The organism is Halomonas heilongjiangensis (assembly GCF_002879645.1).
Classification (GTDB): domain Bacteria; phylum Pseudomonadota; class Gammaproteobacteria; order Pseudomonadales; family Halomonadaceae; genus Halomonas; species Halomonas heilongjiangensis.
The window spans coordinates 165,133-178,751 of record NZ_PNRE01000025.1 but is presented as its reverse complement, the minus strand read 5'-3'; the positions used below and the strand labels follow the sequence as shown (position 1 = coordinate 178,751).

Annotated in this window: 12 protein-coding genes; all 12 read left to right on the top strand. The window is 63.2% G+C overall.

The features are described 5' to 3' along the window. Nucleotides 1–4 precede the first annotated feature (4 nt). Nucleotides 5–886 carry an ABC transporter ATP-binding protein gene (locus C1H66_RS05685; RefSeq protein WP_102626930.1) on the top strand — a complete coding sequence of 294 codons (882 nt, stop codon included), beginning with the start codon at nucleotides 5–7 and terminating at the stop codon, nucleotides 884–886. 23 nt (nucleotides 887–909) lie between these two features. Beyond that, complete coding sequence (locus tag C1H66_RS05680) at nucleotides 910–1,992, top strand: KpsE/RkpR family capsule polysaccharide export protein (protein WP_102626929.1); 1,083 nt, start codon at nucleotides 910–912, stop codon at nucleotides 1,990–1,992. A 3-nt stretch (nucleotides 1,993–1,995) separates the two neighbouring features. Beyond that, nucleotides 1,996–3,072 (top strand): dTDP-glucose 4,6-dehydratase, encoded by a 1,077-nt coding sequence (gene rfbB, locus C1H66_RS05675; RefSeq protein ID WP_102626928.1) that lies wholly within the window; start codon nucleotides 1,996–1,998, stop codon nucleotides 3,070–3,072. Between the two features lie 50 nt (nucleotides 3,073–3,122). Then, nucleotides 3,123–4,034 carry a dTDP-4-dehydrorhamnose reductase gene (gene rfbD / locus C1H66_RS05670; protein WP_102626927.1) on the top strand — a complete coding sequence of 304 codons (912 nt, stop codon included), beginning with the start codon at nucleotides 3,123–3,125 and terminating at the stop codon, nucleotides 4,032–4,034. After that, complete coding sequence (gene rfbA / locus C1H66_RS05665) at nucleotides 4,034–4,912, top strand: glucose-1-phosphate thymidylyltransferase RfbA (protein ID WP_102626926.1); 879 nt, start codon at nucleotides 4,034–4,036, stop codon at nucleotides 4,910–4,912. Before rfbD ends, rfbA begins: the two co-directional genes overlap by 1 nt. A gap of 49 nt (nucleotides 4,913–4,961) precedes the next feature. After that, a complete protein-coding gene (gene rfbC / locus C1H66_RS05660; protein ID WP_102626925.1) occupies nucleotides 4,962–5,519 on the top strand; it encodes a dTDP-4-dehydrorhamnose 3,5-epimerase in 558 nt (185 codons plus the stop codon). 53 nt (nucleotides 5,520–5,572) lie between these two features. After that, entirely contained in the window at nucleotides 5,573–6,592 is a 1,020-nt protein-coding gene (locus tag C1H66_RS05655) for an ATP-grasp domain-containing protein (RefSeq protein ID WP_146010686.1), read from the top strand. After that, the gene (locus C1H66_RS05650) at nucleotides 6,592–7,773 is read left to right on the top strand and encodes a hypothetical protein (RefSeq protein WP_102626923.1); all 1,182 of its coding nucleotides are present in this window, start codon (nucleotides 6,592–6,594) and stop codon (nucleotides 7,771–7,773) included. Before C1H66_RS05655 ends, C1H66_RS05650 begins: the two co-directional genes overlap by 1 nt. Before the next feature lie 10 nt (nucleotides 7,774–7,783). Further along, on the top strand, nucleotides 7,784–9,010 hold the full coding sequence (locus C1H66_RS05645) for a sugar-transfer associated ATP-grasp domain-containing protein (protein WP_102626922.1): 1,227 nt from the start codon (nucleotides 7,784–7,786) through the stop codon (nucleotides 9,008–9,010). Between the two features lie 54 nt (nucleotides 9,011–9,064). Beyond that, complete coding sequence (locus tag C1H66_RS05640) at nucleotides 9,065–10,453, top strand: mandelate racemase/muconate lactonizing enzyme family protein (RefSeq protein ID WP_146010685.1); 1,389 nt, start codon at nucleotides 9,065–9,067, stop codon at nucleotides 10,451–10,453. Nucleotides 10,454–10,581: 128 nt separating this feature from the next. Continuing rightward, nucleotides 10,582–12,429, top strand: a complete 1,848-nt coding sequence (locus C1H66_RS05635; RefSeq protein ID WP_181423407.1) for an acylphosphatase — start codon at nucleotides 10,582–10,584, stop codon at nucleotides 12,427–12,429. Between the two features lie 13 nt (nucleotides 12,430–12,442). Next, entirely contained in the window at nucleotides 12,443–13,615 is a 1,173-nt protein-coding gene (locus C1H66_RS05630) for an ATP-grasp domain-containing protein (protein WP_102626919.1), read from the top strand. The last annotated feature ends 4 nt before the right edge of the window (nucleotides 13,616–13,619 follow it).

The following is a 13,619-nucleotide window of genomic DNA, read 5'->3' as shown; positions in this document are numbered from 1 at the left end:
TGCCATGATCGAGCTCAAGGGACTGTACAAGCGCTACCACAACCACCTGCACAACGAGTGGGTGCTCAAGGACATCAACCTGACCATTCCCCAGGGCGTGAGCGTCGGCCTGGTGGGCCCCAATGGGGCCGGCAAGTCGACCCTGCTGCGGCTGATCGGCGGCATGGACTCTCCCGAGCGAGGGGCGGTGATTCGTCGCTGCCGCGTCTCCTGGCCCATCGGGCTCACCGGGGGCTTCAAGGGGTCCATGACCGGCCGCCAGAACGTCCAGTTCGTGGCGCGTGTGCACGGCGGCGGCGTACAGGGCGTCAAGCGAGTCATCGATTTCGTCGAGGGGTTCGCCGAGATCGGCCCGGCCTTCGACCGCCCGGTGCAGACATACTCGTCCGGGATGCGCTCGCGCCTGGCCTTCGGCCTCTCCCTGGCCTTCGATTTCGACGTCTACCTCTCCGACGAGGCCACCTCGGTAGGGGACAGGGCCTTCAAGGCCAAGGCCAAGCAGGCCTTCCGGGACCGGGTGGGGAAGGCCAGCCTGATCATGGTCTCCCATGGCGAAGCCATCCTGCGGGACATGTGTCAGGCCGGCATCTTTCTCCATCAGGGCAGGGCCCAGTGGTTCGACGAGATAGACGACGCGATCGCGGCCTACCACGAGACCAGCGGCATGCCGGATTCGGCGCCTCTGCGGCAGGCGAGAACGGCGACCTGGGAGGCGCGCAAGGAACTGCGGGCCGTCAAGGCGGCCCATGCCGAAGCGCAGGCCGCGGGTGCCGACCAGGCGCATCTCGATACCCTGATGGCATCGATGACGCACAAACGCCAACTGCTCAGGCAGCGCAAGGCGGAGCTTGCGGCCGTCAAGGAGCAGGCCGATGACGATGATTGAGGTTTTCCTACAAGGCCTGATGAATGAAAGCATTCTTTAAACGTAATCCCTACTGGGGAATCTGCATCGCGGTGATCGTGCTGGTGAGTGCCTACTGGACCCTCTGGGCCACGGATCGCTATGTCTCGCGCACGGTGGTGGTGCTGGAGAGCCCACAGCTCGCCTCGCCCGACGTCTCGATGTCCTCGATCCTCGGGGGCGGAGGTGGTTCCAGCGACCTGCTGTTGTTGCGCGAGCACCTGTTGTCGGTCGACATGCTGCGCCGGGCACAGGAAACCCTGGACCTCCGTGAGCACTACTCCGGCCACGGTGACTTCTTCTCGCGGTTGCGTGACCCCGATGTGCCCATCGAGGACCTGCATCAGTACTACCAGAGCCGGGTGAAGATCGACATGGACGAATATGCCCAGGTGCTCAAGATCGAGGTGCAGGCCTACACGCCGGAGTTCGCCCATCAACTGGCCTCCTTGCTGCTCGAAGCCGGCGAGGAGCACATGAACGAGATGGGGCAGCGCCTGGCCGAGGAGCAGGTGCGCTTCCTCGAGCAGCAACTGGGGCGTCTCAGCGAGCGGCTGGATGTGGCACGTGCCGACCTGCTCGACTACCAGAACGAACATGGTCTGGTATCGCCCACCAACACCGTGGAGAGCCTGAACCAGGTGGTGGGCACCCTGGAAGGCGAGCTGGCTCGCTTGCAGGCACGGCGCAGTGCCCTGGGCAGCTTCCAGAGTGCTCAATCCTCGGAGATGGTGAGGGTGGAAAGCGAGATCCGCGCCCTGCGCGAGCAGATCGACCAGGAGCGCGACCGCTTGGCCCAGGCCACGGGAGATTCGCTCAACCGGATCTCGTCGGAGTATCAGACGCTGGAACTGCGGGCCCAGTTTGCCCAGGAAACCTACTCCAGTGCCATGTCCGCCCTGGAGAACACCCGGATCGAGGCGGCGCGTACCCTCAAGCAGGTGTCGGTCCTGCAGAGCCCGGTGTTCCCCGAGTACGCGGTCGAGCCGCGCCGGCTCTACAACGCCACGGTGTTCGGCATCCTTGCCCTGTTCGTGACCTTCATTCTCAACATGATCGTGTTGATCGTGCGTGATCATAAGGACTGACCCATGGCCAAGACGTTTCTGGTGACGGGAGGTGCCGGCTTCATCGGCTCGGCCGTGGTGCGCGAGTTGATCGGGACGACGGAGCACCGGGTGGTCAACGTCGACAAGCTGACCTACGCCGGCAACCTGGGCTCGCTGGAAGGCGTGGCGACGAGCCCGCGCCATCTCTTCGTCGAGGCGGATATCTGCGATACGCCGACCATGCAGCGCCTCTTTGCCGAGCAGCGGCCCGATGTGGTGATGCACCTGGCCGCCGAGAGTCATGTGGATCGCTCCATCGATGGGCCGGCCGAGTTCATCCGGACCAACGTGGTCGGCACCTCGGTACTGCTGGAGGTGGCCCGTGGCTACTGGAATGAGTTGCTGGAGCGCGAGCCCGGCAAGGCGGCCGGGTTCCGCTTTCATCACGTGTCCACCGACGAGGTATACGGCGATCTGGACGATCGGCAGGGCCTGTTCACCGAGTCCACTCCCTATGCACCCAGCTCCCCCTATGCCGCCAGCAAGGCCAGCGCCGACCACCTGGTGCGGGCCTGGCAGCGCACCTACGGGCTGCCGACCCTGATCACCAACTGCTCCAACAACTACGGTTCCCACCATTTCCCCGAGAAGTTGATCCCGCTGATGATCCTCAACGCCCTGGCCGGCAAGCCGCTGCCGGTCTATGGCGACGGCCAGCAGGTCCGCGACTGGCTCCATGTGGAGGACCACGCCCGCGCCCTGATCAGGGTGGCGAGCGACGGCAGGGTCGGTGAGACCTACAACATCGGTGGTCACAACGAGAAGACCAATCTCGCCGTCGTCGAAGCGATCTGCGACCTGTTGCAGGAGCTGGCCCCGTCGCATCGCTCGTATCGCGATCTGATCACCTTCGTCGACGATCGGCCGGGCCACGACAGGCGCTATGCCATCGACGCCGGCAAGATCGCCCGCGAGCTGGGCTGGGTGCCGCACGAGACGCTCGAGAGCGGGCTGCGCAAGACGGTCGAATGGTACCTGCGCAACCAGAGCTGGTGGCGGCGCGTGCAGGAGGGCCGCTACCAGGGGCAGCGTCTCGGCCTGGCCGACACGGTCACCTGATCTCCTCGACTCGACCTGACCTCTTCAACTCGATGGCATGGATGGCATCAATGAATATTCTGGTCACCGGAAGCACCGGCCAGGTCGGCTTCGAGCTGCAGCGTCAGCTCAGCCTGCTGGGCCGGGTCCTGGCTCCTTCCCGTCACTCGCTCGATCTTCTCGACGCCCGGGCGGTCGATGCCTGGCTGGCGCAGCATCGCCCCGATCTGATCGTCAACGCCGCGGCCTACACGGCGGTAGACCGGGCCGAGCGCGAACCGGCGCTCGCCCGGCGCCTGAACGCCGAACTGCCCGCCCAACTGGCCCGGCATGCCAAGCGGCATGACCTGTGCCTGGTGCACTACTCCAGCGATTACGTCTATTCCGGCCGCGGCGATACGCCGTGGCGGGAAGATGCGACCCCCGCACCGCTCAATGTCTATGGTCAGACCAAGCTGGAAGGGGACCTGGCCATCCAGCAGAGCGGCTGCCAGCACCTGATCTTCCGTACCAGCTGGGTCTACAGCGCCTACGGCCGCAACTTCATGAAGACCCTGCTGCGGCTGGCCCTGGAGCGCGAACAGCTCGCGGTGGTCGCCGACCAGGTCGGCGTTCCCACTCCGGCCCGCCTGATCGCCAGGGTCACGGCCCAGGCACTCTCCCTGCGCCTGGCAAGTGGCCTCTATCACCTCGCGCCTCGCGGCGAGACGAGCTGGCACGGCGTTGCCCAGGCCATCTTGCGGTTCGCCGACTCCCAGGGCGTCGCCATGACGCTGGCACCCGATGCGGTCATGCCGGTTCCCACGACCGGCTATCCCACCCCGGCCTCGCGTCCGCTCAACTCGCGGCTGTGCCTCGACAAGCTCGAAGCCGCCCTGAGGACACCCCTGCCCGACTGGGAGGCCCAGTTGGCACTCACGCTCGGAGAGTATCTCTCTCACCCCACGGGCGCCCGCCTGAGAGAACCCATGGAGCATTCGTGATGACGCGTAAAGGCATCGTCCTGGCCGGCGGCGCCGGCAGTCGGCTCTATCCCATCACCCATGGGGTGTCCAAGCAGTTGCTGCCGATCTACGACAAGCCGATGATCTACTACCCGCTCTCGGTACTGATGCTCGCCGGGGTCCGGGAGATCCTGATCATCTCGACCCCCGATGACCTGCCTGCCTTCCAGCGTCTGCTGGGCGATGGCGCCCAGTTCGGGATATCGCTGGAGTACGCCGAGCAGTCATCGCCCGATGGCCTGGCACAGGCCTTCCTCATCGGCGAGCGTTTCATCGCCAACGATCCCGTGTGCCTCGTGCTGGGCGACAACATCTTCCATGGCCAGCATTTCACCGCCCAGCTGCAGCAAGCGAACCGACGCCACCGGGGTGCCACCATCTTCGGCTACTACGTCAAGGATCCCGAGCGGTTCGGCGTGGTGGAATTCGGCCCCCAGGGGAACGCCATCTCGATCGCCGAGAAGCCGACCCGGCCCAGGTCGAACCATGCCGTGACCGGACTCTACTTCTACGACAACGATGTCGTCGAGATCGCCAGACGCGTCCGCCCGTCCCACCGTGGCGAGCTGGAGATCACCTGCATCAACAATGCCTACCTGGCTCGCGGCGACCTGCAGGTGGAGTGCCTGGGCCGCGGCTTCGCCTGGCTGGACACCGGCACCCACGACAGCCTGCTGGAAGCCGCCCAGTACGTGCAGACCATCGAGCACCGCCAGGGGCTGAAGGTCGCCTGCCTGGAAGAGATCGCCTGGCGCAATGGCTGGATCGATGACGACAGGCTCATCGCCCAGGGCGAGGCCCTTGCCAAGACCGGCTACGGCCAATACCTGCTCCATCTGGCGACCCCAGCCCCGTAGGCGGCCCTGCCGAGGGCCGCCGGCCCCCACGACATGGATGTTCAGTGCAATGGAAGCAACGCCTCTCGCAATCCCCGACGTTCTGCTGATCACCCCCAGGGTGCATGGCGATGAGCGCGGGTTCTTCATGGAAAGCTTCAACCGGCGCGACTTCGAAGCCGTTGCCGGCGTGAGCGCCACCTTCGTTCAGGACAACCACTCCCGCTCTGCACGCGGGGTGCTGCGCGGGCTGCATTATCAGGTCGAGCAGCCCCAGGGCAAGCTGGTGCGGGTCGTGGCCGGGGAGATCCTCGATGTCGCCGTGGACATCCGCCGCGGTTCCGCCACTCGCGGGCAATGGGTGAGTGCCCGGCTGTCCGCGGCCAACCACCGGCAGCTCTGGGTGCCGGAAGGTTTCGCCCACGGCTTCGTGGTGCTGAGTACCACTGCCGACGTGCTCTACAAGACGACCCACTACTACGCACCACGGTTCGAGCGTTCCATCCGCTGGGATGACCCGACGCTTGCCATCGATTGGCAACGCGAGGCGTGGTGCTGGGGCAGCCAGCCGATCCTGTCGGACAAGGATCGCCTCGCTTCCGACTTCCACGCCAGCGAGATCCCTTGAAGATGTTCAGCCAATATCAACAAGCCGTACGAGACGCGCAGGACATCGATACCTTGCAAGCCTGGAAGGCCTTTTCCCTCGCCTACTGGGACGAGCCGAACTACGGGTTGTCCGAGGAGCTCCAGCAGCGTCTCTTCCACGCCGGGTTCCTGCGCAGCCGCTGGGCGTTGTACGACATGGCGGATAACGGCGTCGACGGCTACCTGAGCGACTTTCAAGCCCTGCGCCTGCAGGCTGCCAATGCCAAGTACCAGGCGGTCATGGCCGACCGCGTGCTCTGTTCCCACGTGGTAAGCAACTACTGCCGCGCCCCGCAGATCTACTGCGTGGTGAGTGCGGAAGAGGTGCAGTGGGCAGCCTCGCCCTGGTGGCGTCAGCGCGATCAGGCGTCGGGCGGTCTGATCGTGCATCCCATGCAGCCAAGGATGGCCGCCTCCTATCAGCGTATCCTGCTGCAGCAAGGCCGCTTCCAGGGTCCCCTGGGCGAGGGGCGCAGCGACGAGCTGGTGCAGGCCCTTCAGCAGCAGGCACGCCGACAGGGTTGCGCCTACGTTCTGACCGAACACGTTCCCCAGGGGGGCTTTGCCGAAGGGCTGGCCCCCGGTCACCTCAACCTGCTCAATGTGCTGCTGGTCCGCGAGCCGCACGAATGGCGACCACAACTCGCTGCCGCCACCCTGGTGATCGGACGGCAGCGCGAGGACGGCAGCGCCGCCCTGCGGGTCGAGGAGGGCGCCCTGAGCGCCTCAGTCGACGACGAGACCGGCCTGATCACCTCCTGCAAGGGGCTGGACGAGCGGCTTCACACGCTCACCGACTTTCCGACCCATCCCCAGACGGGGAGCCGCCTCGTCGGGCAGCACCTGCCCGGCTGGCGAGAGATTCGCAAGATGCTGATGGCCTTCTTCGACGAATCCTCCTACCTGCGCGCCTGCAGCCTCTCCTTCGTGCTCACCGACGAGGGGCCGAGTTTCTTTGCTGCCTGCGAGGGCCATCTGGCCACGCACCAGATCCATCGCCCCCTGCTGGGCGACCCCTTCATCGCCAGCCACATCAGCCGATTGGGTGCCTGATGCCGAACCCGGTACTCGATGCAGCCAAGCGCAGACTGCTGCGCGTCGTGGGACATCGCCCGACGCTGCTGCGTGAGGAGATCCTGCGCAGCGGCTACTTCAACGCCGAGTGGTACCTCGGCAACCATCCCGAACTCCAGCAGGACCCCCAGGCACAGCGGGACCCGTTGGGCCACTTCATGAGCCTGGGGGCCCGGCAGGGCCTGAGCCCGGGCCCCGGTTTCCATACGGCCTGGTATCTCGAAGAGTACGAGGACGTTCGTGGCGCCGGCATCAATCCCCTCATCCACTACCTGCGCTATGGCCGCCATGAAGAGCGGCGGCCCACACCGCACCTGGCGGGAATCCGCGAACGCTTGCCCTACCTGCGCGGGGGGCGCCACTCGCGGATTATCTACGATACCAAGCGCAGTGCCGACCTCAGTCACGAGGGACGCGTACAACGGCTGGACAAGGCCGAAGGGGTGGAGATCTGGCGGGAGTTCAGTCGGGATTTTCTGCTCGGATCCCGCTGGCTGGCCCAGGAGGACGCCGAATACCTGCACAACCGCGGCTTCCTGCCGGACAAGAAGGCGCTCTACCGGTTGCCGAATGCCCAGGCCGACGCCTATGTGAGTGATCTTCAGGCCCGCCTGCTACCGCTGACCAATGGCAATGCGCGCCAACTGCTCGAGACCCCGGCGCTGCAATATCAGCTGTTCGCACGGCGCCTGCCGATGCGATCGCCCCGTGCCGCCGCCGTCTCGACCTCTCGCCTGAAGGTATTGATGATGCTCGACCCGGCGAGCGCCGCGCTGATTCCGCTGGCCGCCGTGGTGGAGCGCACCGAGTGCCCCCTGGGGCGACACTCGGCCAAGAGTTATCGCCTCTCGCTCAACACTGGTCGCGTCAAGAGCGTGGTGCGCTACCGGGCCGACACCCTCCTGACCGGCCCGCGACTTCCCAGGCCCTGGGAGCGGGGCCGCTATCAAGAGACCTGGCGATTCATCGAGAGAGAGATTCTGGCAGTGATCACCCACAAGCCCATCTTCACCTTCGCCCAGATCGACATCGAGATCGGCGGTGATACGCCACGGTTGATCGAGCTGAGTAGCCAGCCGAGTGTCGTTCCCTTTCAGGTGCATGGTCCCTTGATGCAGTCCGAGGCGGCCGTCGAGTTCATTCGCGAATTTGGAATCTAGGACAGCCACCATGATGCAATTAACGCCCAGCAAGCCCGTATTGCTCAGACGCTCGATACCGCAGTCAGCAAGGCCGTTCTCCAGGGCCCAGGCGGCAACGTCGCCGGACCTTCCCAGGGACCACCACCAGCAGTTCATGGCCAGCCTGAGTGGCCCGGAGGCGCTGGCACTGCACAAGCGCTTCACGCTCGACTTCCATGCCGATCCGGATCTGGAGCGTCTCAGCGAGAAACAGGCCAAGTTCCTCTACAAGCGTGGATTTCTTCCTGAAAAGGTACGGCTATACGGACTCGATCCGGACAATATCGATCTCTACCTCAGCGACGTTCAGCGCTGGCTGACGAGACTGGTCAACGGATCTTACAGTATCGTCTTCAATGACAAGGTGTTGTTTACCCAGGTGTTGGGTCGTTACTGCCGAGTACCTGACATCATCGCCACCTTCCGCAACGGGCGAGCCATTCCCTACAGTCCGATATGGGATCGTGTCATCAACGGTCAGGATGACGGACGCATGATGGTTGCCAAGCCGTTGGGCGGAGGTGGAGGTGGAAGTGTCTACTTCATTCGTACCGATCGTCACCATGCGGTAATGGAAACCAACGATGATAGCCACTCCCGCATCATCGTGAAGGTGGATGAGCTCGGTGAGGTGTTGGCCGGGCAGGAAGTTCCCTTCATCCTTAACGATTACATACAGCAAGGTGTCTTTACTCAAACACTGTTTCCATTGACGGTCAATACGCTTAGAGTGTTGGTCGTTCGCAGCCCGACCTCAGGACAAGCCAGGGTCATGCGGGCAGTGCAACGGATCGGTACGAGCGAATCCTATCCCATCGATAATTTCTCGTTGGGAGGGCTGAGTGCCGAAGTCGACCTTGTCAGTGGTGAACTCGGCTGTGCCGTGGCGGCCGAAGGGAAATACAAGGGCCATGGCTGGGAGTGCCATCCCGATACAGGGGAAAGGATCCAGGGCAAGCGCGTGCCGGCGTGGGACGATATAAGGCGCGGAATATGCCGTGTATTCAATCAGTTGCCTTACGTCAAGTACTGCGGTTTCGATCTCATCATCGATGACGAAGGCGTCGTGGTCCTCGAGGGCAACAGTTATAGCCAGGTTCGACTTTTTCAGATGAACAGGCCATTGCTTGAATGCCAGGAATTGGTCGAATTCTATAAAAAAGAAGGACTTCTTGGGAAATACAAGGAGAAGCAGGAAGCAACAGCAGCAGGGTGATGCAGGAGGGGATTCTTGCAAAGTGATAGTTGGAGCCACAAGGAGGTCCTAGAGATGATTACTCAAATCGATATCTTCACGTTGAAGAACAAGCCTGTCACCAAGGCCGATAAGGAGCAGGGTGATAGCCTCAGCGGACGGGAGTCCGAAGCATACTCCATCTTCTTCAAGGTGACGGCCGAAGTGGATGGGAAAGAGTACGTTGGACTCGGTGAAGCAAGGCCTTCCAGCATCAGTGCAGAGACCCTGTCCCGTGCTACCCGCTATGCAAAGAAGTTGGCACGAGGGCTTACCGGGAAATCGCTTCCCGTGCCGGCTGGCGAGAAGAAGCCGAGCCAGCAGGTGCGTGAAGTGGTGCAACAGGTCGTAAGCGAAATCTTCGGCTACACCGAGGAGGGCATCAGCCAGCAACGGCCCAGTCCATCGGTATGCTTTGCTGCCGAGTGTGCATTGCTGGATATCCTCGCCAAACAGCAGGGCGTCCCGGTGAGCCAGCAGGTGGCTGGAGCCAGTGAAGATGGCATGGTGCGCAATGTGTTCAATGATCGCCTGAAGAACACAGAGAAGCTGCTCTCCGATATTGCGGGAGGGAAGGTCGTGGAGGGATGGCTGCGCCGTGGACGTCGCATCGAAGCCGACAAGGCCAGTGCCCTGGTGAACTCCCTGCTGTTCGCCCTGGGCGGCAAGCAGCATGCCGTTCAGGGCATTATTCTCAACGCTGGCCAACGGTGGCAACTGGATGACTGGAAGCGCTTCTGTGACGATATCACCCTGACCGGGCTGGTCGAAAAGCTGGGCGTCGAGGTCGTGGTCGAGGATCCCTTCGCCGAGATTTCCGATGCCTTCTATCGCGAAGCCTTCGCCTATGCAAAGGGCAAGCGGATCCGCATCATGCTGGCCAAGCCCATCTGGGGTGTCGAATCGATTCGCACCCTGGCCCCCTACATGCCCTACGTCGATCTCAAGGTAACGCCCCAGAAGGCCGGTGGCTTCCATGAGGTGCTGGAGACCGAGCGTGAAGCCAAGGCGCTGGGCTTCAAGGGCGGCATCTTCCTGGGCAACCTGCCCAACACCACCAACTTCAACACCCTGGTCATGCTGGCGCTGGCGAGAAGCCTGGATACATGCCGGTACTTCCCGGCCACGTTCCAGAAGGAACGCAAGGTGCGCCTGGTACATCCCCGTGCAGAACGGGAAGACAATCAGCTGGTCGCGCCCGAGGGCGCCGGCTGGGCGACCAACGTATGCCGTTCCGCTCTCAGGCGGCGGATGATGTTCCATCGCGCCTATGGCGCCGAAGGCCGCATTCCCGATCGTGACGCCCGCAAGGCACTGCTCAGGAGTGCCTTCGATGACCGCTTCCTCGGACGCGAGGCCGAGCAGGGCAAGCGGTTCAAGTACAGCGACGAGAAGTTGGCCAAGGCGCTGGAAGGCGCCAACTGAGGAACATGCCGGGCGGAGTGATCCGCCCGGCTTTTTGAAGATGGTGCGACATGCCGCAAGAGAACTATAGCGTCAAGCGTATTGAGCTGGTCGCGTACTCGAGACCTCACGCCGAAAGGCTGACCTCGATGGCGGATGAACAGTCGACCAGGGGTGAGGTGAATTACTACCTGAAAGTGACCATCGGCACCCAGGACCGTGAGATCACCGGCGCCGTGGAAGGGTTGGTCGGTCAGCGTCCAGGCAAGCCCATGACCAGTCGTTACTGGGAGTACCTCGAGACGGTGGCGACACGGCTGATGGGAAGCCAGCTCGATGCCGAGGCCCTGGCCAATGGACGGCTGGGGCCTCAGGTGAAGGCCTGGGTGGAGCCCACGGCAGAGCTGATCGACGACGCCAGGCCGCTCGACCTGCGCCAGTGGGCCAAGATACAACGAGCGGTCTCCAGCATCCACAAGGCGCTCAAGCAACTCTTCATCGATTTCGCACGACGGATGAAGGGCGAGGCTCGTGGCGCACCCCCGGCGGCCTCGGAAGACGAGGCGCTGGTCGAGGCGCTGTTCACCCGTGCCGAACAGGTGCTCTACCTCCCCGAGGGCGAGCCACCGACCTACACCTATCAGCCACGGTTGCAGGGCGTGCTCCAGGCGCCTTCTCCGCCGCTGCACCCCAACGCCTTCGATGACACTCCCCTGATGCTGCCGCTTGGCACCATGGATGCCAAGAGCCACTTGATGGAGCGCGAGTGTCTCCGCCAGGGCTTCAATGTGTTGCGCACCGGCAAGGGCGTCTTCACTGCCGACAAGGCTGGGCAGCGCTTCTACTTCAAGCTCAGCCGGTCCCCCCTGGTGTCGGTGGATGCCATTGCCCTGTGCACCCACAAGGAGGCGACCCGTGAGTTTCTGGCGCCGCTGGGATTCCCCGTACCCCGCGGTCGGATGTTTCCCTCGGGGGGCTATGACAATGCCACCCGCTACGCCAACCTGATCGGCTATCCGGTGGTGGTGAAGCCGGCCACTGGGGTTCGCGGCATCGGGGTGGTGCCGAATATTCGCAGCGATGAGGAGCTGCGCAGCGCCTTTCATGTGCTGGAAACCAGCAAGCTGGGTCACGATGACTTCATCGTCGAGAAGCACATCTTCGGCGAGGATTACCGGATCATGGTGATCGGCGGCAAGGTGCGCGCCGCCACGCTGCGGGCACCCGCCTCGGTGACCGGTGATGGCAAGCATACCGTGGCCGAGCTGATCCTGATCAAGAATCGCTATCGGCAGAAGATCCCCCACCTCAAGTCCCGGCCCATCGTCTATACGGAGTCGACCCAGTATCAGCTCGACAAGCTCGGGTATACGCTGCACTCCGTGCCGCCGCTGGGAGAACGCGTCAATCTCTCCGGTTCCTGCAATCTCTCCCAGGGGGGGGATAGCGTCAATGTGCATCACGAGATGCACCCCAGCATCATCAAGCTGGCGGAGGACGCGGTGAAGGCCGTGCCGGGGCTGGATTACTGCGGCATCGATTTCCTGATCGAGGACCATCGCAAGCCAGTGGGAGAGACCGACATCGGTATCTGCGAGCTGAACGCACATGCCGCCATCGGTACGGCCTGTTACCCGATGTTCGGTGACGCCGTGAACGTCCCGCGCCAGGCCATCGAGGAGATCCTGCATAACCATGACATGCCGCTGGCACCGCTGGATGATGACCGGATCACGGTGAAGGTACGGGTCCGTGGCAAGGTAACGGGGGTGGGGTTCCGCAAATGGGTGGCCCGCCACGCCCGGAAAGGGGGACTGAACGGGTATGTGAAGAATCGCGATCGGCGTACGGTGGAGGCGGTGTTGCAGGGTTCCCTGGTCGCCATTTCCTCACTGACCACCGCCTGCATCCGCGGTCCTTCAGAGGCGCTGCCGACCTCGGTCAGGGTCATGCACGTCAACGAATCGCTGCACGATGGCTTCACCCTCATACGCTAAAGGCGAGTCCCCCATGGATGTCAGAATCGATAGCTTCGGTGCCTTGCTGGATAGCCTGCCCAGCATCACCAAGGAAGGGTTGCTGATTCATGCTCAGCGCCTGCCTGCCAGTGCCCGCACCCTGCTGCTACCCCGGCAGCTGGCATATTACTATGATCACCCCGCCAGGGATGGCGAGATCCCGCAACCCACCGGCTTCGTGTGTGGCGTCAGTGGCCGCAACCTGCTGCCGGCGGTGAATTTTTGCCAGGACATTCGCGCCTGGCGAGCGCGTCTCGAGCGTCATGGCATCAAGGTGGTCAGCGCCGCTTCCTTTTCGGGGCGCTCACAGCGCGACCACCTGCGTTATGCCAAGAAGCTCGGTTATCCGGTGGTCCTGAAGCCGGTGATACGTAATACCCTGTACGAAGAGTTCATCACGGATATCAAGAGCGAAGACGAGCTGGAGTTCCTCTTCCGCAAGTCGCGAGAGCTGAAGAAGAACAAGGCCAGTGATCTCGCGGCTTCCCCCTACGCAATGACGCGACTCTCGGAAGACCACGTGGACGAGCACGGGCGCCACTACCTGCCGCTCAGTGTCCGTTACATGCTGGAAAAGCAGCTGGAAGGGCGTCAGTTGCGCCTGATGATGGCCGAAGGCCAGGTGGTGGCGGCTTTCCACAAGCATCCGCAGGACGAGCTCTGGCAGATAGTCGAGACGCTGCATGAGAGCTATCGCGTCCTGGGGGAGAAGGTGGCCGGGGTCATGCAGGGCATGGCGTACCTGCGTATCGACCTGATCGTCGATGATCCGTCCATCGAGGCTCAGGAAGGCAATCATGCCGTCATCGCTCTCTCTGAGCACCTCAAGTGCTACAAGCTCTATTACGATCACCCCGCGCTGACTCAACAGCTACTGGAGCGGGTCGCCGGAGGCTCGCCGGGGCGTTCGCTGGATGCCCCGATGCGTTTCGCAGCGGTGCTCGCCGGCATCAGCCATGGACAGCGGCTGGAGAGCGAACTGATGCGGACCGGACGAGCCATGGGTCTCGATCTGACCCTCGAAGAGTTGGATGAAGTGACCGGACGCGTGCGGTTCCAGGCCGTTGGCCCAGCCTGGGCTGGCTGCGCCTTGACGTGGGTCTACGCCAATGGTCTGGGCATCGAGGAGGTGCCGACCAGCGTGGATATCCAGATGGATGGATAGGATC